Source organism: Methylophilus luteus, assembly GCF_042676265.1.
GTDB classification, from domain to species: Bacteria; Pseudomonadota; Gammaproteobacteria; order Burkholderiales; family Methylophilaceae; genus Methylophilus; species Methylophilus luteus.
This window is the reverse complement of the sequence record NZ_JBHTKB010000001.1, coordinates 19,728-44,488: the sequence shown is the minus strand read 5'-3', so window position 1 is coordinate 44,488 and position 24,761 is coordinate 19,728. Positions and strand designations below refer to the sequence as shown.

Sequence of the window (24,761 nt, the reverse complement as noted above, 5' to 3'; positions counted from 1 at the left end):
GCCTTATTCCTTACCGTACAGTTCGGCAGTGCGGGTGATGAACTCATCGACAAAGATCTGCATGGCGATGGTGATGTTTTTGACACGGCTGGCCAGATAGTTGTAACCAAACAGGGCCGGGATAGCCACCGCCAGACCAGCGACCGTTGCCAGCAACGCAGCGGCGATACCAGGCGCAATGGCGTTGACGTTGACGTCCCCGGCGGCAGCAATGGCGGCAAAGGTGATCATCACACCGACCACCGTACCCAGCAGACCCAGGAAAGGGCCACCGGAGATGGCGATGGTCAGCAACACCATCAGGCTGTTCATACGCTGTGTTTCACGCACCTGGTCGGCATCAACAGCCGCCTTGATCGCATCGATAGAAGCACCGCTTAACTGCACCTTGCCGTCATGCTCCCGCTTTCTGATCTCGCGCAAACCAGCCTGGTACAAACCGTACAGGGTAGAGTTAGGGTAATTGCCGGCTTTATCCAGTGTCAGCAGATCTGCAGCTGAAGCTTTCTGAAAACGTTGCAGGAACAAAGCATTGTCTTTATCCGTGCGGCTGACCAGCACCGCCTTGCTGAACATGACCCAGACACTTATAAAGAACATCACCGCCAATATGCCTATCACCACTTTGGCGTCGACGGTCAGGCTGTCGATCAGGATGCCCATATAATTGGGTTCACCGCCCTCTTCCGCATCACTTTCACCGGCAGGCGTCACCACTACCAGCTTGGCATCCGCCCCTTGCGACTGCGCGACCAAGCCCAGCCAGGCAGCGCTACGTGCCGTAGCTGCCAGTTGCAATTCGTCGATCTCGGCACTCAGCGCCTCACCCACAGTCAGGCTGGCCGCCGCCTGTGCATCACTGGCGGCAACCTGGGCAACAGACTGCCCATTGATATAAAGAATGGCCTGGCCGCCCTGGAATACCAGCGCCACATGTTGCCACTGGCCAGGTTTCAATTCGCCACCGCGTGTGCTGGCAGCACCAGCCTGCAAGGCCAGGGTATTGCCATCGAGGTTAAGGCTGATATTGCCAGTCTTGAACACGGTCGCCGTTTGCGGCAGGCTGGCCGCTTTCAGCCACACTGACCAGGTCGCGCCATTGGCCAATTGCGGCGCGGCTGGCAGGGTGATGGTCAACGGACTATTGTTGAGCACGGCACTCTCTGCGATCAGACCGGCTTTTTGCTGGGTGGCATTGCCGCTGGCGGTCAACTGGCCGGGGCCGCTGTCTTTCAACAAAGCGTTTTCCGAGAAAGCAAAGCGTGCCACCAGCGCAGGGTCATTCAGCGCCTGTGCGTCGCTGGCGGCCTTGCCTGATTCATTACCGGTGTACAGGCTGATAGCCAGGTCTTTATTGGCAGAGGACAACTGCGGCAACACAACCCAGGCGACTGCCAGCTCATTCACCGCATCATATTTTTCAAGTGCAAACTTGAGTTCAGTCTTGTCATCCGCAGCAATAAAGCGGATATCCGAGCCATCGACATTGGCGCCGGTGAAATCGAAATTCCCCGAATGCAAACGTACCAGCACCGGCGCCTGGTTCACGGCTTCCTTCACGCTGGCGGTTTCTATGCTGATTTTTTGTTGGGTGGCCCAGTCTGAATTCCAGGCGGCCTTGGCCGGTAAAGCAAGGGTCATCAAACAGAGGCTGGCTATTAAACCAAAGGTAGACTTCTTCATATCCATCGCAGTCGAGTTAATTCGAGGTGCAAGTCTATAGAGTGAATGTGGCAGAGAAATTAACAACGGACTAGGCGGACTAGTTTTTTAATTTTCATAAAAGAATGTAGTGGTTAGGGTGAGTGTTGATGGGCTGTTAGATCATTAAAACTGGAGATGTTCAGAGCATGCTCTGCGCATGAGAAATGGTTGGTTTATGCGCAAATGGTGAGCACTTTCACAACTCGTCATTCTGGCGTAGGCCAGAATCCAGGCAAGGTTAATTTTTAGCTTGGTTGCAACAGGGTACAGATGTCGCGCTTGCTGGAGGTTTTAGTAGGTATTTCTTTGGATGGTTTTGTGTTCTGTTTCAGCATTTTATTTCGCCTCTAGGCGAGTTACTTTTCTTTGCTTGCCCAAAGAAAACGTAACCAAAAGAAATGCACCCTAGCTTCCGCTTGTTTCCTGCGTTGCTCATCAAAATAAGCGGTCGCGAAACTCGCCCTAGCGGCCTGCACACTACGCAGGCCACCGCGGAACTCAGACAGTCGCTCCCTTCCTCCTTATTTTGACTCCGCTACTCGGCGCGTCAGATAGGGGCCCAAAGTCAACACCACCACGATGGGCCATTAGTGAAACACTATGTACAGCTGGCCGCTTAGCAACTGTGTATTGGTTTTTGATTTGTTTTATTCGCTGGTCGAGCGGGATACGACTCGAGAAATACCCACCTCACTCACCGCGTAGTGTCTTTCCGGGTCCCCTATCTGACGCGCCGAGTAGCGCAGGCAGCGTGGGAGGTGTCGGCCAGCGTCTGTTCGAGTTCCGCAACAAGCCACGTTTTGTGTGGCTTGTCAGGGCGAGTTTCGTTGGACGCCCACGCTGACGAGCAACGCAGGAAACAAGCGGATGCTAGGGTGCCCTTTCTTTTGGTGCCTTTTCTTTGGGCACGCAAAGAAAAGTAACTCGCCGAGGGGCGAAATAAAACAGTGAAATCATCCGAAGAACTACCAATTACAACCCGCTTACCAGCAGTGTTTTGTTTATGCGCTGGTCGAGCGGGATATGATTCGAGAAAGACCCTCCTCATTCACCGCGTAGTGCCTTTCCGGGTCCCCTATCTGACGCGCCGAGTAGCGCAGTCAGCGTGGGAGGGGTCGGCCAGCGTCTGTTCGAGTTCCGCAACAAGCCACGGTTTGTGTGGCTTGTCAGGGCGAGTTTCGTTGGACGCCCACGTTGACGAGCAACGCAGGAAACAAGCGGATGCTAGGGTGCCCTTTCTTTTGGTGCCTTTTCTTTGGGCACGCAAAGAAAAGGCACTCGCCAAGGGGCGAAATAAAAGGCCGAAACAAAACACTAAACCTTCCAAAGAAATACCTACTAAACCCTCCAGCAAGCGCTACATCTTTATCCTATTACAACCAAGCTATGCATGTAACCTGCCTGGATGGCCGTCCCTCGAAACTTCGCTACGCTACGTTTTCCGGCCTCCGCCGGAATGACGGGTGAATGGTGCACACTATGTGCTCATAAACCAACCGTTTCGCAAGCGCGCTGACACTGCCCGCAAATCACGCATAAAAAACCCGGGATAAACCCGGGCTTAAAGCACATTTAAACCTGCTTGCGCAGGCTGGAGAAAAATGTCTATTTCGACTGACGACGAGTCACAATGTAACCGATCAGACCCAGGCCCATGAATACCAGGCTGGATTGGGTAGGTTCAGGCACTGCAGACAATGTATAAGTCAGGTTGCCGCTACCGGACAAACCCAGTGGGGTGTCATAAGCAAAAAACGCATCGCTGCTATCTGACCAGCCGGTGATCAGGCTGAAGCCGATAGCCGGGTTAGTCGCATCAACAGACCACTCGATACCGGTAAATACGCCATCCTGAAATACGGCAGTGGCATCTGCCAGCGCAGGTGTGCCCAGGTTGAACAGGCTACCGCCAAAGTTAAAGTTCAGGCTGCTCAGGTTCAGCAGTTCGGTGCCTGAAGACAACAGGCCAGCGTCATCAAAGCTGAATTGGCCGTTGTACTGGGTACCGTTGAAGTGGCCGGAATCAACCTGGCCAGACACTTGCCAGGATTGGATAGCCGCTTGTGCAGGTAACACGCTGCTCAACAGTGCGATCAATGCTGCTTTTTTAATCAAAGATTTCATCATAGTTTCCTTCTAAAAAATAAGTCGCAAAAATTAAAGAATAAAGTCACGCGCAGGAGACACTTGTTTGGCGGTCAGCCCTTTGAGGGTGACCAGTGTTTTAGCCGCGGCCGGGCCTGCTGCGCCATCGCTATCTACTTGCACCTGCACACCACCAGTCACATCCAGCAGCTTGATATAGCCTTGTGCGATCGCCACATTGGCGGAAATACCCAGTGAGGCCAGCAATGCGCTGAGTTGTAATTTGTCGGCATAAGGCGTGAAGTCGGTGATGGTGTCACCGGCGTCACGCATGCTGGTGTAGACGAATACGTCGTTGCCGGCGCCGCCGGTCAGCGTATCTACACCCAGGCCACCAGTGATCACGTCATCACCAGCAGTGCCTACCAGCACATCACGGCTGGCAGTGCCAGTGCGTGTCACGCCAGGGGTGCTGGTCGCGATGGCCAGGTCTATCAGGCGGCCGCCTTTGTCGTACTGGTTCTCCAGACCGTAGTAGTTGACCGTGATCTCATCACCATCGGCATTGCTCAATCTACCCAGGCCACCTTCTGCTTTTGGTGACTGGATGTAATTGGCCAGGGCTTCCTGGTAGGTGATGGTGAACGGGCTATCTTCAAACACCACGTTGTTGGCAGCGAAAGGGAAACCGTCGCCACCTGCAGCCGTGAAGTCTATGGTGGTGAAAGAGAAGCTGCGAGTGTTGTTGACGACCACACCGTTGTCTATCAGCACAGTGCCGTCATCCAGTACCACGCGTTGCACGCGGTTGCCAGTGCCTTTGGTGGTTCTGGCCACGTTGTTACTGTTGTAGATCACTTGCATGCCGGAAACCTGCGGGTAACGGCCATTGGCTCTGCCAGTCGGGCTGGTGTCGCCATAACCATGCTCAAGCAGGTCTTTCAGTTGCGTAGCATTCACTGCAGGTGCGCGTTTGACCAGGTTGGTGAATGGCAGGATATTGAAAGTATCACCGACAGACACATTACCAGCGGCAGCGATATTGGTACGGATACCGCCACTGTTCTGGATAGCGACTTCGGTTTTACCGGCAAAACGCATCGCATCTGCCACCAGGTCACCCAGGCCGGTTTCAGCGTTACGTACACCGGCGACAAAGGTGCATGGCAAAGCAGCACAAGTGGTGTGGGTGGGGCCATTCAACTTCACTGCGGTGGTGCCTATGATCTGTGCATTCAACACAGCAATGTAGTTCTGCACCGGCGTGATCACCTGGGCTTTAATGGTGGCGTCACTGGCGACACGGTCTGCATCGGCAGCAGCACCGGTAACACGCATCATTTTGCTGGATTCTATCGCCACAAACTGGCCGTTATTGTCATCAATGCTGAAATTCACCTGGCCGACATAACGATTACCAAAGTGGCTGGTCAATACCGGCACGGTCTTGCCATGTGCATCCACTGCATTCACCGGGTGTGAGGTGAAAGTCGCGGCTACGCCACCATTGATCAGCGCATCATCAGGGTCTACCATCAACTCATGGCCGCCACCGGACAACACCAGGTCAACACCGGTCAGCGCCGGAACCACTACATTGATCTCGTTAGCCGCATTTTGCAGGTGGCTCATGAGGATCACGGTAGTCACGCCTTGCTCGCTGCGCAGGCGGGTGATTTCAGCCTGTATGATAGGGATCAGTGCCTGCAGGTTTTGTGCTTCGGTATTATTGGCGTCATAGCCAATCACATTCACCGCACCTGGCGAAGAGATGTTAGGCAACAACGGGGTAGTCGCACCTACCAGGCCTATCTTGTGGCCGCCGGCAGTGGTGATGACTTTAGAAGGGGCGACTTTGCCGCTGGCTTTCAAGGCGCTGAATTCTGATGTCGCGTTGAAATTCAGGTTGCTGGAAAGGTAGGTGCTGCCGGATACCTGGGCAAAACGGGCAGCCACTTGCGGGCCGAGGTCAAACTCGTGGTTACCGAACACCATGGCGTCAAAACCGATCTGACGCAAGGCGATGGCATCGTAATAGTCCTGGCCACCATCGCTAAAGCTGTTAGCCAGGTTATTCAGGCTGGCAGTAAAACGCGGGCCGGGCAGGAAAGCATCGCCGGCATTCAGTTTCAATACGGTGCGGTTTTGCGCCACTGCCGCTGTTTCGGCATTTTTGATCACAGCAGCCAGGCGGTCTACACCGCCGTAAAAAGAAATCGCCTGTGCAGCGTCATCGCGCAGGTTGCCTTGTGCAGATAACAACCAGCTTTCCTGGTCACCCACGTGCAATACAGTCACGCCTTCTGCCCAGGCAGCACCGGCAGTGAATGCCAGCGCTACACATGCAGTTAATTGTTTCAGTTTAAACATGCTCTTCTCCATGAGGAGTGCCGCAAAAAATCACGGCACTCATTTCAGTATTAACGTGATTGACGACGACGAACCAGACCCAGCAAACCCAGGCCAGCCAGCAACATGGCTGCGTTGTCTGCTTCTGGCACTGCCGACACTGCGCTGATGGTGAATGCAGTGGTGTTAGGCACTACACCGGCTGACACACTGTTGTTAACTGTGTCTACATTCCAGTTGTTCACATTGGCGACTTGCGCCTTGTAATCGGCAAAGTTGCTCAGGCCGCTGCGCACGCCGTTGTACTCGGCATAGTCAGGCTCGCTGGAAGCACCGGCTTTAGCAGTCAGCTCAATGGCGTTCACACCTGCGCTCAGGCCGGTGTTGGTCAAAGAACCATGGGCAGCGAAAGTACCGTTGGTGATGGCAGAAAGGAAGGTGGTTGGTGCAGTTGCGCCAGTGCCGATATAGGCATAGACGGTCTCACCTGAGTTGGACAGGCCCCAGTTGCTGTTACCGCTGCTTGAAACGCGTGACAATACGCCGGTAGAAGCTGACAGGGTGGTTTTGTCATATTCGGCAAAACGTACCACTGTGCCTGCAGTCACTACGCTGCTGGAAACCCACTGGTTATAGCTTTCGCCGGTGTTGAAGGCACTGCCGGTCCACTCGTTGTCGCTGAAGTAGATAGTGGTGTTGGCAGCGATATCCACCAGGCTCACAAATGACAGACCGTCTTCATCCGCGTTGAATGAGGTGAACAGGATGTCACCGGCATTCAACGCCGCGTTGGCTTGGGTAGACAGCAGCAAGGCTGCGATTAAACTGATTTTTTTCATGATTTCTATCCTCTCAAGATAAATTTGAATAACAACTTTTTTTCATGGTCTGTGATTGCCGGCGCGATACTTTGGTCACGTCGGCTTATTGATTTGCGGCTAGCCGCGCTGCTTACCAACGTACATCGCGCTGCGCATTCAGGCTGGCCGCTGTCACCCCTCTCAAGGTCACCAGTGGCTTGGCCGTGATCTGCAACTGTGTGCCACCATTGACGCTGACCCAGCGCGCTACGCCATCGTCGAACGGTTGATTACCCTGGTAACCTATGCTTTGCAGCAGTTCACGGATATCCAGCTGGTCTTCAGTTGGCGTAAAGTCAGTGATGGTGTCGGTGGCGTCACGCAGGCTCTGGTAGACGAACAGGTCACGTCCTGCACCGCCGGTGAGGGTGTCAGCGCCTATGCCACCGGTCAGCACGTCGTCGCCGGCAGTACCGACCAGGGTGTCACGCTGGTTGCCGCCTTGCAGCGATTTCACCAGTTGCAGGCCTACGATCACCGGGTCATGGTCAGAAGAACGGTACGGTGAGTCTGTGTAGAGGTCTTGCGGTTTGAACTCGGTGTTGTAATCGATGACGAACGGCTCATCGGCGTTGATATGCCAGTGCACTGTGCCTGTCACTTGCGCGGCCAGGTCGGCATTTGCCAGTGCGTGGTCCAGGTAACCGGATTCACCATCAAACACGTAGGAGTAACCATCCTCGCCGTTGTAACGGGCGATCTGGTCCTGCAAGCCGGCGTTTTCCAGCACCAGCACAGGCTGTTCCTTACCGTAGGCATTCAGGTCACCTATCACCAGCACATCCGGGTCATTGGCCTGGTTTTTTACAGTTTGTATGAACTGCACCAGCTGGTTAGCCTGGGCGATACGTTGTGCGTTGTAGCAACCCTGGCCATCGCCCTGGTCAGCATCTGCACCACCCGCATCAGAGCAGCTCTTGGACTTGAGGTGATTGACCAGCACAGAGAACTTCTCGCCATTGGCCGCCTGGAAAGTCTGCGCCAGGGTAGGACGGTTATTGATGCTGTTGGTGTCTGAGAGTGCCGCCCCTGCCGGTGTCAATCTGGCTGGCTTGTAGATCATCGCCACCTTGATCGCATCGGTACCGGTACCAGTGGCCGGGTCAGCTACCACGGCATAGGTATTGGCACCCAAGACCGCATTCAGGCCATCGACCAGGTTTTGTGCGGCAACCGCGCCATTGTTCTGTATCTCCATCAGGCCGACGGCATCGGCATTGATAGCAGTCAGCGCACGTATGATCTTGTTACGCTGACGGTTGAACTCGACCAGGTTGTTGGCACCGCGGCAGTTAGAGGCAGACACGCTGCCACCCAGACGGCAGCCCTGGCCGCTCTGGCCACTGGCGGTAGCGCCATTGGTAAAGGTAGTGAAGTAGTTGAGCACGTTAAAACTGGCAACCTTGTAATTGCCACCCACGCTGGCTGGCGTGGCAGTGCGCAGGTTTTCACGTGTGAAGCTCACTGCCTGGGTAGGATGCAGTTTGTAATCACGTGGGCCCGGGTTAGAAGCCGTGATCAGGCCATGGTCTATCACCCCGGTCAGGTTCTCAACGATATCACCGGCACGCAAGGTGTCGTCGTCGCCGATAAACGGGATAGGGTTAGGGTTTTGCACACTGCTGCCATCATCCAGCACCAGACGGCGACGCGCATTCTCATCTGCCAGTTGTGCCGCAGCCGCTGAGTTGGCCGGGTGGATATTGGTCGGCTTGATCATGCGGCCTTCAGCAGACAGCGTGACCTGGCCGTAACGGCCCTGGAAGTAGTTTTGCGAGGCGGTGAGTGGCGTAGTGATACGCACCAGCATGCCTTCGTAGGCTTCCAGATCGCCTTCAGTGACTTCAGGCAGGCTGATATCAGTCGGCAGGATGACATTATTGCTGCTCAACACTTGCACGTTGCTGATATTGATCAGCTCGGTGATGGTGTTGAACTCGGTGACCGTGGCGGAAAGACGCAGTTTTTGCCCTACACTCACGGTAGGTGCCACGCCAGAACCCAGGTAGACAAAAATACCGTCTGAAGTGAGCGGGTTACCGTCGCCGCTGGCGTCCTGGATATAGTAGCCATTCAGGCCGGGGAACACCGCAGTGACCACACCTTCGGTGGTCACGTTCTGGCCATTGAGCGGGCTGGTTGAAGCCACACCCAGGCCGCTGCCCTGAATATCATAGATACGGGTGATGCTGCTGTTCTGCACCGTGACATTGACGCTGCAAGTCGCGGTTTGCGCTTCGTTATTGGCAAACCTCACATCTACCGAGTAACTACCGGCTGGCAGGCTGCCATCCAGTTGCAGGCTGGCAATGGCTGACTGGCCATCGCTGCCGGCGGCAACAAAGTTATTCAAAGTCACGCCTGCGGGTGCAGTGGCCAGCAAGGTTGCGGCATTAACTACGCTATCCGCATCTGAGGCCTGCAATAATACAGAACCGGCTTCGCCTACCTGCAAGGTGACTGCCGGGCAGGAAGTGACGATAGGCTGGTTGCCCACCGGCCCGCTGCCGCACACATTGACGGCGCTGCTGCTGTTACGCGGTGCAGGGCTGCCGGTGGCAAAATCGTTGCCGTTCTGGTTGCTATCCTGGCAGCCATTGTTTTTTCTCAACAGCGCAGTGCTGCCATTGATGGCCGGGGCCGCTGCGCCTTCAAAGAAATTGGCGCTGCCGTAGCCGACCAGGTCGACGATCTGTGCCAGTTGCGCCGGGCTGCAAACTGCTGAACTACCGTTACAGGTCAGGCCGTTGCTGTTGTTGACCAGCACCACCTTGCCGTTAGTGCCGCTCATGTCGGTGGCATTGTTGCTGATGTCAGCCGTGAGCGACGAGCCATTGGCCGCGCTGCGCAAACCCACCAGGTAATACTGGCCAGGTTGCAGCAGACCAGACAAAGTGGTCACGCCGTTGGCAGAAAAATTGCCGGTGCCGGTAGCGCTGGCGTACTGTACCGACCAGCCAGCGATATTGACTGCGGCGCTGCCGTTATTGAACAGCTCCACATAATCCTGATTGTAGACATTGCCCTGGCCGCCATAGATCTGGCTGATGACCACGCCGGCCTGTGCTGACAGGCTCATTTGCACCAGGCCCGACAAGGCCAGCACCCACTGTAACTTTTTTATTTTCATTTCCCAGACTCCGCAAGTATTTGACTTGAATAAAAGCCTGATTAATTTATCAATTTAGCGCAGGGGAATTATTAAGTTTGCCGCCACAACACTAGGTAGGTCGGACTAGGGAAAAGCCTGAAAACAGGCCCGATTGATACAGTTTCGGGTCAATGACCAGCGCCAAGGACTAGTCACTGCATGACTGAACAGGCATTGCGACCACAGGCGGCTGCTTAAAGCCTTGCGCTGGAATATGCCGTGAACAGCCCCTCTGCTGCCTTGGCACAAGCCATCACTGCGCGCTGGGTTTTGTCAGCTTTTGTTGCTGATTTTGGGTTCATATAGTCGCCTTATTTCAGCGGCATGAAACTCATATTGACCAAAACACACGCAAGTGATCGATCTCCAGGAAAACGAACATGGCTTTAACTAAGAAAAAACTGAAAAAACTGACTGCATGTTTCAACAGCAGGTATTTGCGCGCCAGCATGGTGCTCGCCTTGTTGCTTATTCTTACCCTTAGCCTGGGCCTGCGCATGATGACGCCCATACATGTCAGGGCAACTAAGGCTGAAATGCCGCAATTCATACGTGAATTTGCAGGGATCAAAGAATACCGTTTAGCCAATGGGCTGCAGATCTTATTGTTTCCAGACCAGTTACAGACCACCACGACAGTGCATATCAATTACCGCGTAGGCGCACGCCATGAAGCACCCGGAGAGTACGGTATAGCGCATGTGCTGGAACACATGCAGTTCAGCGGCACACGCAAACATCCGCATATCCTGGAGGCGACCAGGCAGCGCGCCATGGAGATCGACGCCACTACTTTTCCTGACCGCACCTATTACCAAAGCCGTTTTAAAGCCCAGCCAGCGACCCTGAAATTCGCCCTGGCGCTGGAAGCAGACCGCATGCTCAATACCTTGTTTACCCAGGCCAGGCTGGACAAGGAAATGACGGTGGTGCGTAACGAGTTTGAGCTCAGCGAAAACCAGCCCGCGCGGCTATTATCCAAGCGGGTCTCCGCAACAGCCTATCAGTGGCACAACTATGGCCACGATGTGCTGGGGGCCAGCAGTGACATTGAAAAGCTGTCTATTGCGCGTCTGCAGGCTTTCTACCAGCGCTTTTACCGGCCGGATAATGCCACGCTGATAGTGTCAGGCCGCTTCGACCCTAAAGCCACGCTCAGGCAGATCGCCACTCTCTATGGGCCATTGCAGGCACCGTCACAGCCTATCCCGCAGCCTGGCACTGTAGAGCCGGCACAAGACGGTGAGCGCAGGGTGGTGGTGCGGCGCGTGGGCGGCAAACCCATGCTGATGGCGTATTACCACATCCCAGCGGTCACGCACCCGGACATTCCCGCCCTTATGCTGCTGGCCCATATGCTGGAGGCAGAGCCTGGCGGCCCTCTGTATACGCAATTGGTGCAGCCAAAACTGGCACTCGCTACTGGCTTGTCGTTGATGCACGGAGTGGATGCTGGCGGCATCGCTGCCATGGCACAGCTGGCGCCCGACAGCGACCTGGCCCAGACCGAGCACAAACTGTTAGCGGTGCTCGAAGGCCATGCAAGGCCGGATCATGCAGGGTCGGCTTTAGATGAGGCAGCGCTGGTGCGCATGCGTACGGCGGCTATGCAGGCCTATCGCGACGAGCTGAAAAGCCCGGAGTTGTTGGTGAAACGCCTGCTGGGTTGCGGCACAGAGTGGCGCACTTATTTTCTGATCATGCAGGAAATCAGCAAAGTGACGCTGGCCGATGTGCAGCGCGTACGTAACACCTACCTGCGCCCGGTCAATCGCACCATGGGCGTTTTGCTGCCGGCAAACCATGTGCAACAGGTGGAAATACCCGCTGCACCGCCACTGGACCCGCGCCTGGATCAACTCACAGAGCCGCAGCAAGTAGAACAAGGTGAACTGCTGGAGCCGCTGCCTAAGCAACTGGCCAGGCGCACGCTGAGCAAGCGCCTGCCATCTGGCATCGTACTGACAACATTGAACAAACGCTCCCCCGGCGAAGCGGTGCAACTGGGCATACGCTTGCGCTGGGGTGATCAGCACCAGCTCTACCCGCAACGCCGCGGCAGTGGTGTGATCGCCGACCTGATGGCAGAAGGCAGCCAGACCATGTCACGCGAGCAACTGCAACAACGCCTGTTGCAGCTCAAGGCGGACATCATCTTCTACAGCGATCTGCAGGCGGCCACCCTGTTCATCAAGGCAGAGAAGGACACGCTGTTGCAAGTGCTGGAAATCGCTGCCGACATACTACGTCATCCGCGGCTGCCAGCAGACGCTTTTGACCGGGCGCAACAGCGTGGCATCGCCGAGACCACAGGGGCACGCCAGAACCTGGAAGTGCTGAGCCAGATGGCCTTGCGCGAGCACTACAACCGGGCACGTAAAGCAGGCCGCGATGATCCTGGCTATTTGCCCAGTGTTAAAGAACTTGTCGCGGAGATCCGGGCGACCACGCTGGCAGATGCCAAACGCTTTTACCAGGATCACTGGTCGGCCGATCAGGCCGAAGTAGTCGCGGTTGGCAATGTGCCGGCAGGCCTGGACAGCGCTGTGGAAAGGTTGCTGGGTGACTGGAAGAAACCGCAGCTATCGCCTTATGTAGCCTCTGCGCCACCGGCGGTGACGGTAGCGCCAGCGCGTTTCGATGTGCAGGCTGATGGCAAAAGCGTGGCCTCGCTGTTTATGCAACAGAGCCTGGCACTCAGCGACCGTGACCCCGATTATCTGGCGCTGGCAGCCGCAGCCCATATTTTCGGCACTGGCATGGAAAGTCGGCTGGCGATGCGTGTGCGCCATCAGGCTGGTATCAGTTATGTCATCGACGGCACATTGCAAGTGCCGCATTTTGGCAATGCCGCCGATCTGTGCATCACCGCCAGCTTTGCCCCTGACCAGCGGGTACAGATACTGGCGCTGATAGCGGACGAATTGCAGCGCATGGGCAACGATGGCATCAGTGAAACTGAGCTGGCACGCTTCAAACGCGATTTACTGGAAAATGTATTTGCGCAGCAACGCAGCGATGATACTGCGCTGGTCAATGAGTTGCTGCGCCAGCGTGAGTACGGCCAGGACTGGCACTGGGCCGCCAGTCGTGACCAGGCGATTGCGGCGCTGACAGTTGCGCAAGTGAATGCCGCCTGGCGCAAATACATCAAGCCCGGCGGCTTTGTGATCGTCACGGCAGGCGATTTCAAACGCACAAGCCTGCCGGTAAAAGGTTTGCGCTTGAATATGTCATGAAACAGGCTGGTAAAGCTTGTCCTACACCAAATTGGTGCGATGCCTGATAGGAACAGCAAACCTATGCAGCTAAGGTAAGGGTTCACTCAGTTATCACTAGCAAGAAAGGCATATCATGACTACAACTTCAAGAAGCGACCCTTTACTTAATAAAGTAGCCGGTATCATTCCTGCCATTGAAGGCTCAGCCCCGGTTGAAGCGATCAAAAGAGCCATAGGTGGCGAGCCGCCTAAAGCAGACCCTGATATGCAACTGGTGCTGGATGCACTGGGCTCACTGGGCGGCAAGCCGATTGAAACCCTATCACCGCAAGAGGCACGCCAGCAACCTACGCCTACCGATGCGGTTAAAAAGATATTGAAGGACAACGGTCATCCGCCACGCGCGCAGCTATTCACCACCAGCACCATCAGCATCCCCGGCGGGCCGCTGGGCAGTGTGCAGGCCCAGGTATATACGCCACTGGTCGGTGATGGCCCATTTCCGGTCATCCTCTATTTTCATGGTGGCGGCTTTGTTATCGCCGATACCAAGACCTATGAGGGTTCTATCATCGCTCTGACGCAAGGTGCGCAGGCCATAGTGGTGTCTCTGGATTACCATCAGGCCCCTGAACACCAGTTTCCCACTCAGCCGAATGAAGCATTTGCTGCCTACCAGTGGCTGCTGTCGCACGCCGAAGAACTCAACGGTGACCGCAAGCGTATCGCCGTGGCCGGTGAAAGTGCCGGTGGCAACCTGGCAGCGGTGGTGTCATTGATGGCCCGCGATAAAGATGTGACGTTGCCTGTGCACCAGCTGCTCATCTACCCGCTGGTGAACAACAATGTATTCAATTCATCCTATATAGACAATGCCAACGCCAAGCCGCTCAACGCCGCCATGATGAACTGGTTTTTCAAGCACTATAGCGAGCCGCTGGATGCCTATAGCTCCTATGCGCTGCCCGACAAAGCCAGCTCACTGGCCAACCTGCCGCCGGCCACGGTGATCACCGCCGAAATAGACCCGCTGTACGAGGAAGGCAAAGAGTTTGCCGAGCGCCTGGAAAGCGATGGCGTGCCCGTGGCTTACCGCCACTACACCGGTGTGGTGCATGAGTTCTTTGGCATGGCCGATGTAGTGGCCAAAGCCAGGGAAGCGCAAGTGTTTGCCATTGCCGAGTTGCGCAAGGCATTTGATACGGCTTGATGCCCTGAACCCGGGCGCCATTAGTCTGGGCGCAGCGGCAAAACAAACGCCCACCATAGGTGGGCGTTTGTCTTTAGAGCTTGAGACCGTTAGTCTTCTAAACGTATGGTCTTCACCGTCACTATAGGTGGCAGATCTTTAGGTGCCACCTCCTGGTTGCCCAACTGGTTGCCCAGGCTTTCAGTCATGGCGCTGGTGGCGCCAGCCGCGGTGCTGCTGACACCAGCCAATGCACCACCCAGGCTGGCAGTATCCGCGACCGGGATAGTTGAGGAACCTGAGGCACTGATGTTATTGCCGTTAACGATCACCTGCCCGCCACCGAAAAAATCACCTCCCGATTTGACACCCGCCTCGCCCGCATCAAGCGCGCCTCTGGGTGCTGCTAAATATACGCTACCAGCCGTAGGTGCAGTTTGGTTGCCGCCCGGGCCATCCGGGTCATAAGTCTCGGTCGCCAAACCACTACCCGAAGCGACCCCTTTTACCTCCACCACCACATTGCCCTGATTATCAATATTGATGATGCGCTCAGGGATAGAAACAGCAGTTTTTGAACCACGTCCGGCATCGATATCGCCGTTATTCACCCAGGCGATCAGATCACCGCCATACAGCGATTTCACCTTGGACTGATTGACTTCAAAGCCTTTATCAGCATAAACATTGATATAACCGCCGCGCTCAGTGACCACGCCTATGCCATGCGGCAAGTTGGTAATATCCGCTGCCACGCCTGCATTCAGCACGCCGCCCGGTAACAGGATGCTCACGTTACCGGCGCGCTCAGTCACCACCTGGCTTTGATACATGGAAATGTTGCCGTTGTAACTATAGTTTGACGGGAACAAGCGGTTGATCAAGGCATCGCCGCGGCCAGTATCAACCGTCTGCACATAATCCTTGACGGCAAAGGTCATTTCTTTACTGAATACATCAAAAACCAAAGGCGCCTGCTTGTTGCTGTCCAGCGCTAAAAACAGCGGCATGGCTTCCTCTATCGTCAGTGTTTTTTGTGTGATCTTTTGCATAAAATTCACCACCGCCTGATTCACGACCGCCCTGTATTCACCCAAGGCTTCACTGTTTTTGAGATTGGCAGGGCCGCTACCTTCGGGGTTGATATACTGATCGACAAAACCTTCAAGATCCAGACTGTCATCCGTGACCCCGGCCAGCATGATGATATTGGCACCATTGGCTGGCAGGTTGGGGTTGACGTTATTGGCGCGTGACAAAATACCGGCAGAGTTACCGAGGTTGATATCGCGGCCAGCCTGGACGATCAGGTCACCCGGGCCGTTGACCTCGATCTTCGCCAGCGGCTGGTTCACTTCCATCAGGATATCGTTACCTGCTTTCAGCACACTGATATCGTAAGGGTTGTTGTGCTGGAGTGAAGCGTTCAACGTCAGGTTGTTACCGGCCGAGATATAAGCTGGCATCGCTGTTTTCAGGCCAAACACACCACGCGAAGTGATAGAGCCAGGCGGCGTACCGCGCAAGTTGACATCACCGGTTTTGGAGACTATCACCGCCATGTTCTGCGTATTGGCATGGCTGGAAACCAGGGCATTATTGGTTTTTAACGCACCGAACAATTCAAGATTATTTGAAGGCGTGCCCGTGAAAGGCGTGTTGATGCTCAACACACTGGCATCGGCGTTAGACATCAGGATCTGCGCCACCGGGTTATCCCTGGCATCTGAAGAGATAGGCGCCACGATACTCTGATTCGCCAGCAGGTTGAGCGCGCCTTTTGCAGACGGCACCAGTATCATTTTATTCACACTCATGCCGCCACTGAATGCAGTCGCATTGACTATGCCCGGGTGCACCGCCGCCATGTCATTGACGATCACCGCGTTCAATGAGTTGTTGGTGTCATTGAACAAGGTGTTGTAATTCAAACTGGCGGGATTACTCTGGCCTATGCTGAGGTTGCCGGCTAGGGATGACACGCTGAACGCACTGTTGCTGGTGTATGAATTAAAGAATGTCAGGTTGGCTGCGGTAGTGACGTTGGTATTCTGCATCCACAAGGTAGGGTTGAATACTGTCTCTATCACTGCGCCGGTACCTGCGTTGATAGTCGCCGTGGCATCCTGCAGAGCGACTACCGTGCCGGTGTTACCCACTTTCTGCACCGCACCATCGACATCGATATTGATAGCACCACGGCCACTGTAATAGATACCGTTAGTCAGGTTGCCGCCCACTGCCACATTGATATCGCCACCGCCATTGACCAGGCTTTGGTTGGTGGCATTGGCACCGGCAGTATCAAATTGCGCATTGGTGGCAGATGACAAGCCCAGGTTGCTGACATTGCCGCCCGCTTTGACATTGACGTCACCACCGGCCAGGGCACCCACGCCCTGGTTGAACTGGTCAGCACGTATCCACCAGCTGGTGTCCGCAGTGCTGCTACCCTGGCGCGACAACCATTCATTGACGGTCTGTCCGCTGGTGACGGCATTGATATCCTGGCCAGCCAACAGGGTGATGTTGCCGCCATAATTCACATAGCTGCCGGTGGCATTGATATTGTTACGGTTACGCGCATTGCCGGTAGAAGGCGGTGGGGTGAATCCATCGAGATTGGCAACCGTCTTGCCTAAGGTATAAATATTGGCATTGGCATCGAGCTGGATATTGTTGCCGGCGGCAATCGTGATATCGCCTTCACCGGTGCGGATCAGCTTATTGCTGGCCAGGCTAAAGTTGCCGACACCATTGACTGTTTCAGTCAGATTGGCGGCACTGTAATCGGCACCCGCAATCAGGTTATAACTGAATGTCTGTACGTTGGATTGCATCACACCCGTATTCAAAGCGTTAGTGAAACCGTCACTCAGTGACCCGTTCATGGCCAGATTGCCATTAGAGCGCAACGTCAGTGAACCGCCACGCCCGGCCAGCAGGCTGCCAAATGCGCTCAGGTTCACATCTGACCCGACTGCCATATCACTGGTGCTATTGCTATTGCTGCTACGCACTTCGATATGTGGCAAGACTTTCACCACAGTGCCATCCTGGGTAGCCGAATAATTACCAGCACCCGTATTCGCATTGTAAAAACTATTGGTATCAGCGATCATGCCGGCCATATTGGCCGCATTAAAATTCGGGGTGTTGTAGCTGCGTGTGCCTTCCACCCGCACTTCACTGGCGCCTTTGATGGCCGCAGTGGTATTGAAAGCCACATTCACGGTATTGGCAGTGCCTGTGGTGCCACGGTTGCCCCTGAGCGTCACCGAGCCATCGTAGCCATCGACCCCTTTATGCTCATGCGCTGCGGCATCGTAGCCACTGGTATCAATAACAGCACCCGTGGCAGCAGAAACAGCATTTGTCGTCGACAGGCTGTTTGAGGACAACAGCACCGAGCCGCCGGAACCGGTTTGCAGATCACCAACAGACTGGTTGGCTTGCTGACCGCGTGCGGTGATCTGCGCAGTATTCGCCAGCGTGACTAATCCATTGGCATAGATAGCCACATCGCCACCTTTATTGCCATCGGCATTGATATGCCCGGCAATGGTCGCATTGCCATTATCAACCCCCAGGGTAAATGTCTGTGCAGTGACCGTGTCACCTGCAGCAATCACGACATTACCATTGCGCACACGGATATCACGGCTCTGATTAAAGTCACCACTTTCCAGTGCCTGGTTGACGCCGCTGAAGTTATCCAGCTGCGCTACATCCAGCTTGACTGAGCCGGTTTTATTGCCAGCGGCGGCCTGCCCTTTCAGGCTGCCATCGGCGACCAGCAAACGACCTTGTTTGGCCTCGACCTGCACACTACCCGCATTGCCAGACTTGTCGCCGCCGGATACATCGACCAGTGCATCCTGCCTGATCTCTACATTGCCAGTATTCGATACCAGGTTGATATCACCGGCATTGGTGGTTTTAGCGGTCTGTTTGTCAAACTGCACCGTCGCCGCCCGTGTGCTGATATTGGCATTTTCTGCCACCACCAGGTTGCCCTGGGTAGAAACCGCCTTGAATTGACCGGCCAGCAGTTCAACCTTGCCATCCAGGGTGGTTGCCTGAGAGGATACGGTCAGCTTGGCGCCCAGGCCGGTGGTTTCTGCCACCGGCTTATTGTTGGATGCCAGCTGCAATTGGCCACTGGCGTTCAGGGCATAGTTTGCGCCGGTATCCGCCGTCACCACGCCGGAAGTCAGGGTGGTATTGGCGGCATTCACATTCAGGGCACCGCTCTCGCTGAACTTGACCTGCTGGTTGGCATTGAATGCCACCTGGTCAAAGCCGGCGATGTTAAAGCCCTGATCGGCTTTGCCGAAAGTGGTGTTCTCGGTATTGAACACCAGATTCGCCGCACCGCCACCCACCGCAGGCGTAAAGCTGTTACCCAGGGTGTTTTTCAGCACCAGGGTATTCGCGTTCACCACGACGTCACCCACGCCATGATGCGCCAGACCGGTGGTGTTGAGTGTCAGGTTCAATTGTGGTGTACCGAACTCCAGTGCGCCATACAGATCTATCTGCTGATAGCTGTTCAGTATCAGCGAAGAAAGCTGGCCATAGGCCTGCAAGGTAGCCGCATCTATCTTGGTGCCGGCCACCGGGCTGTTAGTGCCCAGTGCAAACTGCTGAGAACCCAGCGTCAGGATACCGTTTTTAGCTAAAACCACATCACCGGACTTGTCAAAGCTCCTGGTCGAATCGAGCACGGCGGAATAGTCGGACGCTACACTGGCACCGGCGGCGATAGACAGGTCACCGGTGCTGGCAGAAGCACCGGTACGGGTCAGCACCAGTTCATTATTGGCAGAAACCGCCAGCAGTGCGCCTGAGCCACTGGTCGCTAATTCGACCTTACCCTTGGTGGCGGTTGATGGCGTCGTTTTAATCACGGCACCCGTTTTCAACTGCACGCTGTCTTTGGCCGTCAAAATCAATTCCTGGTTTTCTACTGCATGGTCAGCATCGTTCTCGACCACCACTTGAGAAGCCTGGGTGGTGACCACGTATTTGCCATCGCTGAACTGACGCGTACCGCCCAGCAAGATGCTGTCTGCTTCAATATTGGAAAGCTGATCGGCACTCAGCTGCAATACACCCGCCGCTGCACCGCCCAGATTTGAAACCACCTGGATCTGGTTGGAAGTGATATCGACCAGCGCCCCTTTACCACCGGCGACACTCTTGCCTGAAATCTGCCCATTCAGGCTTAATTGCTGGCTGGCCTGTATGGATAACTGCCCGGCATCCAGCGGCCTTTCTGCAACAGCCTGGTTATTGGTCTGTGCCTGTTTGAGGAAAAAGCTATTGCCCCGCGTGGTCAGGTATTCTGCCGGGCCTTTGTAGTCTTTGCTATTGGCATTGTTATAGAACACATTGCCATTGACGACATTAAAGCTGGCATATTGCCCTCTGCTGGTATTGTCGAGCTTGGTCAGGTAACCAGACATGGACATGGAGCCATCCACCAATGCCACGCTGGTATTGATAGGCTGTGAGGTCGCACCATCCGCCCTGACCAGGAATGCGCCCGGCAATAATGCGTAATGCGCTGGCAGCAAGGTATATTTACCCGCCGCCAGGCCATTGCCACCCGACAGATAAACCGCCTGGCCCAGTGCGACATCCGAGCTGGATTGCATGTTGAAGTCATAGGGCGCATATTGATTATTCAGGCCTGGCAACACCGCGTAGTAACCCTTTTGATTGAGGATATCTACCGAACCGCCTATGCCTTTGATCCACTCATAGGCCATGGTGTCGCCGCCCCCGGAAATGTCGACTTTGGCGTTGTCCTGTATATCTATGGTGCCACTGTTGAGGGTGATCTTCTTGCCGTTGTAGACGATATCGCTCTGCACACTGCCTGCATCAGGGATCAGACGGCTGCCGCCCAGGGTAGTCACTGCAAATGGGATCAGGCTGCCTTCAGCTGACACCGAGGTAATACTGTTAGGACTTAATACTATCTTGTCGCTGGCGTTGAGGTTGATCTGCCCCAACGGTGCGCGCAAGGTGCCAGACTGCACGATCTGCTGTGCATTCAGGTTTAAAGTGCCCTGTGCCGACATAGGCACCTGCGACTGGGCATGCGCACTGTTTCTGATCTCAATTGAGGTGTTCGCGCCAGTGGGGTTGAGGTTATAGGTATGCTGCGTCACCGGGTAGATCTGCGCCGCATCCATGACCAGCTTCTCCGGCGTGTATAAGGTACCGGTATTGATCACTTTAGAGCGTATGCCACTCAGGCGTATATCCGACTTGCTGTTGAGATGCAGTTCGTTGATATTGGTGAAGGCGACCGAACCTATGACGTCTATAAAATCGGCATTGAAGCTCAGTGACTGGTTGGCAGCCACCGGGTTGGCCAGCACGCCGGAGTTATTGTTGGTCAACACTATGGTTGAAGCAGTCACGTTGGCGCCGCCACTAATGGCTGTCGCATCCAGCGTCAATGCTGAAGGTACATTCAGCTTCAGGCCATTGGCAAACACGATACCGCTGTTCGCATTATCGACGACATCGTCAACCCGCAAACCCACATTATCAAAACCACCTTTTGTGATTTGTGCCTGAGAAATCTGTCCCTTGCCAACGGCATTGGTCAGTGGCTTTTGCGGGTTAGAGGTATCGATCAGGTTATTTACCGATGAGCCTGGCAAATTAGCCGAAGATAAAACCTCATGCTGCTGAGTCACAGTCAATATACGTTGACCGGCTGGATAGTATAAGGGGTCGTTACTATTGCCTTCGGTACCCACCGCATCCACACCGCCCAACGTAATATTCAGTGTACCCCCCGCGCCGTTACCGGATGCCTGCCCGGTTAACGCACCATCAAGCGCCATACCATCTCTGGCAGCCAGGCTGATGGTTCCCGCGTTGGCATCCACTTGCTGGCGTGTATACCCTGTTGCTGTGGGCAAATCTACCAATCCGGAAGTCCCCGACACATCGATCTTGCTGCCTTCCTTGAGTATCAACACGCCATTGTCTGTTTTCAGCGAGATTTTTCCGGCATCGATCAGCTGTCTGTTTTTCAAGGTGCCATCGGCCGAGGGTGGTGCAGTATAGGTCGCTTTGGCCGAGATGGTTGCGTCTGAGCCAACAAACAAACTCAAGGTATTATCAAACTGTGCGTTTGGTAAGTTCACGTTACCAGGCTGGCCGGTGACTGCCAGTTGAATATTGGCACTAGGCGCAATAATATCGCCCAGTATGGTCATCTGACCTTTGGAACTGATAGTGACATCGCCGGTGGCGCCACCTGACCGTGTAGGTGCATCTGTCACTATCGAGGCATTGCTATTCAATGTGAACTTATCACCGGCATTCAACTTGATAGAAGTTGGCGCTCTGGCGTAATCCGGCAAAGTGGTGACATTGGTTAATGCGGCAATATTTGCATTATTCGATTGAGCACGTGCGCCAGCCACTAACACCCTGGTAGCTTGTTGTGGCGCAATCGTGACGACACTATTGGCTGCATCACCAACAAGGATAGACCCTAATGGCAGGTTGTGGTTATCAATGACATAGCCGCTGAAGCCACCGGATTTAAAGAATGATTCGGACAGCCACAAGGTATTGGCGGCCTGCGGATTCACGCCGCCCAGTTGCACCTGAGTGACGCCACTATTGCCTGAAGGCCCCTGCAGATTGACGGTCAGTGACCCGCCCTTGGTCTGCGTAGCTCCATTGCTCATGCCATAAGAGGTGATGGCGCCTTGCGGCAAATGATTTTGAGCAAGCGTGACGTCGACATCGCCGCCATGGCCCATTTTCACCTGGCCGTTATTGGCTATCCAGGCACCCGCGCTGGCATCGATCTTCGCATTGTCTTTTAAAATCAAGCCATCTGAAATCGTGATCTTGCCACCGTCTATCGCAACCGGGCTGCTCATGGCTCCCGGGGTGCCTGGCAGGTCATTGGTGAACAAGCCTGCCGTGCTGATCTTGACACCTTCTGCCACTACCGTTGGGGCGACCGGGTTGGAAGACAGCGCGATCGTGCCGCCGGCAAAATGTATATCCTTATTGACATTGATACCACCCACGGCACTGATGGCCAGCGCGCCTTTAGGGTCTGCAGTCAGGCTATCAAGTACATTCACCTTGGCCGCGACTGCATTGATGGTCAAGCGGTTGACACCATTTGAGAGTATGGAGGTGTTTAATTCGCTCAGCTGTTTTTGTTCAGTGCTAAGCTCAGAGTCCTTGGTGAAATCATCGCCCAGCAGGTTGACATTGCTGGTCAGGTTTAAGGCACCTGTCCCTGCATAATTAAGGGTGAATTTGCCGCCCAGCGGCGTACTCACGTTGGCGTAATCGCCGCGCTGGAATGTCCCTGGCGTAACATTTGCCAGCACCGTCGCCTGGAAAGCCAGCTCGTCTGCATCTACCCTGACAGAGCCTGCATTACCACCCTCGGTATATCCCGCCTGCAGACGTCCGCCGCTGGAATCACTCAGATTCCAGGTGCGCGTCATACCCCAGCGTGCGCTTTCGATACTGTACTGGTTGTTGATTCCGGTATAGGCGATGCCAGCAACAGCATCAGACGCGTTGATCCACTTGCCGTTATAAAACAGCTGGCTTTCGCGGATGTTGCCTGGCGCATAGGTGATGGTACCTGATGAGGTATCCAGCACCGAGCCAGACTTGGCAACCACACTATTGGCTATCAACGAAATACTGCCGCCTTCTACCATGCGCTCAGCAAGGGTACGCTCTTGCGAAAGTAGCGCATCATTGATGACCGCCTGGCTGATGATGCCAGTGCCTTTGCGTGCATCCAGATACAGTGTCTGGCCAAACAGTGCGCCGCCGCGCAAAATTGGCGAATCATTCAGCTGTTGTGAGTAGAGCTGGATCGCCAGCTGGTTCCTGGACATGGGTGCGTTCGCATCCACCCCTGAAACATCTATGGAGGCATGCTCACCTAAAAACAGCGAGGTGGTGCCTACATTGCTTTTACCCAGCACATCCACCACACCGCTATTGGCGACGATCTTGCCTTCGATATCAATATCCTGGCCGGTGATCTCCACTTTCGATTTCAGGATAGACTGCGCGTTCTTGACCGTCTCAGAGTCATTCTTATCTATGGTGACGCTGGTTTCGCTGCCTTCACCTAGCGTGACTTTGCCATATACATCGGTTAGCGGCGTATTGAACTGGGTGATCTGTTTGGCTTTGAGGAAAACCGAACCATTGGCACGTATGGTGGTGTTGGCTTTAATGCTGCCGCTTTGATTGACAGCCAGACCGATCAGGCTGGCATTGCCACTGCCGACTATCAGCTCACCCAGATTAGTCGCCGTACCGCCTGAGCTGACTTCGACCAGCAGACCGGCAAAGTCATCCACCTTGCTTAAATAGACGGTTTTACCCGCTGCCAGTATGGTCTGGCCATCAGGCGTTCTGATCAAGCCACTGTTGGTGACACTCGGTGCCAGCAGCATGACCCGGCCACCCCTGGTAGTCTCAATGGTGGCACCCTTGGCAACATCGATCACGCCAACCACATCAGCAAATGAAAATACCGGGGCGGTGGGGTTGGCTAAAATACCGCGGTTATAAATATCCTCAACCGCATTATTGGCAAGATTATCCAGCGTCAGGCCGGTTAAAGAGCCTACATGTACCTGGGCACCCGCGCCAAAATAAATACCGTTCTGGTTAGCAATATAGACATGGCCATTGGCAGTTAATGTGCCGTTAATGATACTGGCGCCATTACCCATCACCCGGTTAAGCACGCTGGAAGAAGCGTCCGGCATTTTGAAGTTAACCGCAGCATTTGAACCAATATTAAAACTATCCCAGCGGATGACCGCATTATTGGTTCTGGTAATGACGTCTACGACATTGCCGGCAGGATTGATAGTCCCGGCACCAGACACAACAACACCGTTTATTGGTACGGTGTTAGGATCAATGGCATAGACTGGCGCAGACAGCCAGCTCAGACAGCCAGCGAACAGTAACGCAGCACTGCCTGATGAGATCTTCCAGAAAGGACGTTGTGCGCCAGGTTCGACTGTGGCGGTGGTAGCGGCAGCAGGTGTGACTGTTTTTTGGTGAGTACGTGAAATCTCAGCAATAGGCACTAACATGCCTAATCGTTTGCTGAACACTAGTTTAAAACGCAGTTTATTCATGTCATCACCTCAACAGCTATC

General features: G+C 54.7%; 8 protein-coding genes. 2 read left to right on the top strand and 6 right to left on the bottom strand.

Annotation, left to right across the window (positions count from 1 at the left end):
* Window positions 1–3: 3 nt before the first annotated feature.
* The 5 genes from ACFQ1Z_RS00140 to ACFQ1Z_RS00120 form a co-directional block, all read right to left on the bottom strand.
* Entirely contained in the window at window positions 4–1,641 is a 1,638-nt protein-coding gene (locus tag ACFQ1Z_RS00140) for a DUF2341 domain-containing protein (RefSeq protein ID WP_379054430.1), read from the bottom strand.
* Between the two features lie 1,668 nt (window positions 1,642–3,309).
* Window positions 3,310–3,828: a PEP-CTERM sorting domain-containing protein gene (locus ACFQ1Z_RS00135; protein WP_379054428.1), complete on the bottom strand. Its 519-nt coding sequence runs from the start codon at window positions 3,826–3,828 to the stop codon at window positions 3,310–3,312.
* A gap of 33 nt (window positions 3,829–3,861) precedes the next feature.
* On the bottom strand, window positions 3,862–6,159 hold the full coding sequence (locus tag ACFQ1Z_RS00130; protein WP_379054424.1) for a 5'-nucleotidase C-terminal domain-containing protein: 2,298 nt from the start codon (window positions 6,157–6,159) through the stop codon (window positions 3,862–3,864).
* 50 nt (window positions 6,160–6,209) lie between these two features.
* Window positions 6,210–6,977 carry a PEP-CTERM sorting domain-containing protein gene (locus tag ACFQ1Z_RS00125; RefSeq protein WP_379054422.1) on the bottom strand — a complete coding sequence of 256 codons (768 nt, stop codon included), beginning with the start codon at window positions 6,975–6,977 and terminating at the stop codon, window positions 6,210–6,212.
* A 112-nt stretch (window positions 6,978–7,089) separates the two neighbouring features.
* Window positions 7,090–10,128, bottom strand: coding sequence for an ExeM/NucH family extracellular endonuclease (locus ACFQ1Z_RS00120; protein ID WP_379054420.1), 3,039 nt, complete (start codon window positions 10,126–10,128; stop codon window positions 7,090–7,092).
* A gap of 401 nt (window positions 10,129–10,529) precedes the next feature.
* Between ACFQ1Z_RS00120 and ACFQ1Z_RS00115 the strand changes: the two genes are divergently transcribed.
* Together ACFQ1Z_RS00115 and ACFQ1Z_RS00110 are read left to right on the top strand one after the other, a co-directional pair.
* Entirely contained in the window at window positions 10,530–13,388 is a 2,859-nt protein-coding gene (locus ACFQ1Z_RS00115; protein WP_379054418.1) for a M16 family metallopeptidase, read from the top strand.
* Between the two features lie 115 nt (window positions 13,389–13,503).
* Window positions 13,504–14,580, top strand: a complete 1,077-nt coding sequence (locus tag ACFQ1Z_RS00110) for an alpha/beta hydrolase (RefSeq protein ID WP_379054416.1) — start codon at window positions 13,504–13,506, stop codon at window positions 14,578–14,580.
* A gap of 89 nt (window positions 14,581–14,669) precedes the next feature.
* Here ACFQ1Z_RS00110 and ACFQ1Z_RS00105 read toward each other — a convergent pair whose 3' ends face one another.
* Window positions 14,670–24,740: a filamentous haemagglutinin family protein gene (locus ACFQ1Z_RS00105; RefSeq protein WP_379054414.1), complete on the bottom strand. Its 10,071-nt coding sequence runs from the start codon at window positions 24,738–24,740 to the stop codon at window positions 14,670–14,672.
* Window positions 24,741–24,761 lie beyond the last annotated feature (21 nt).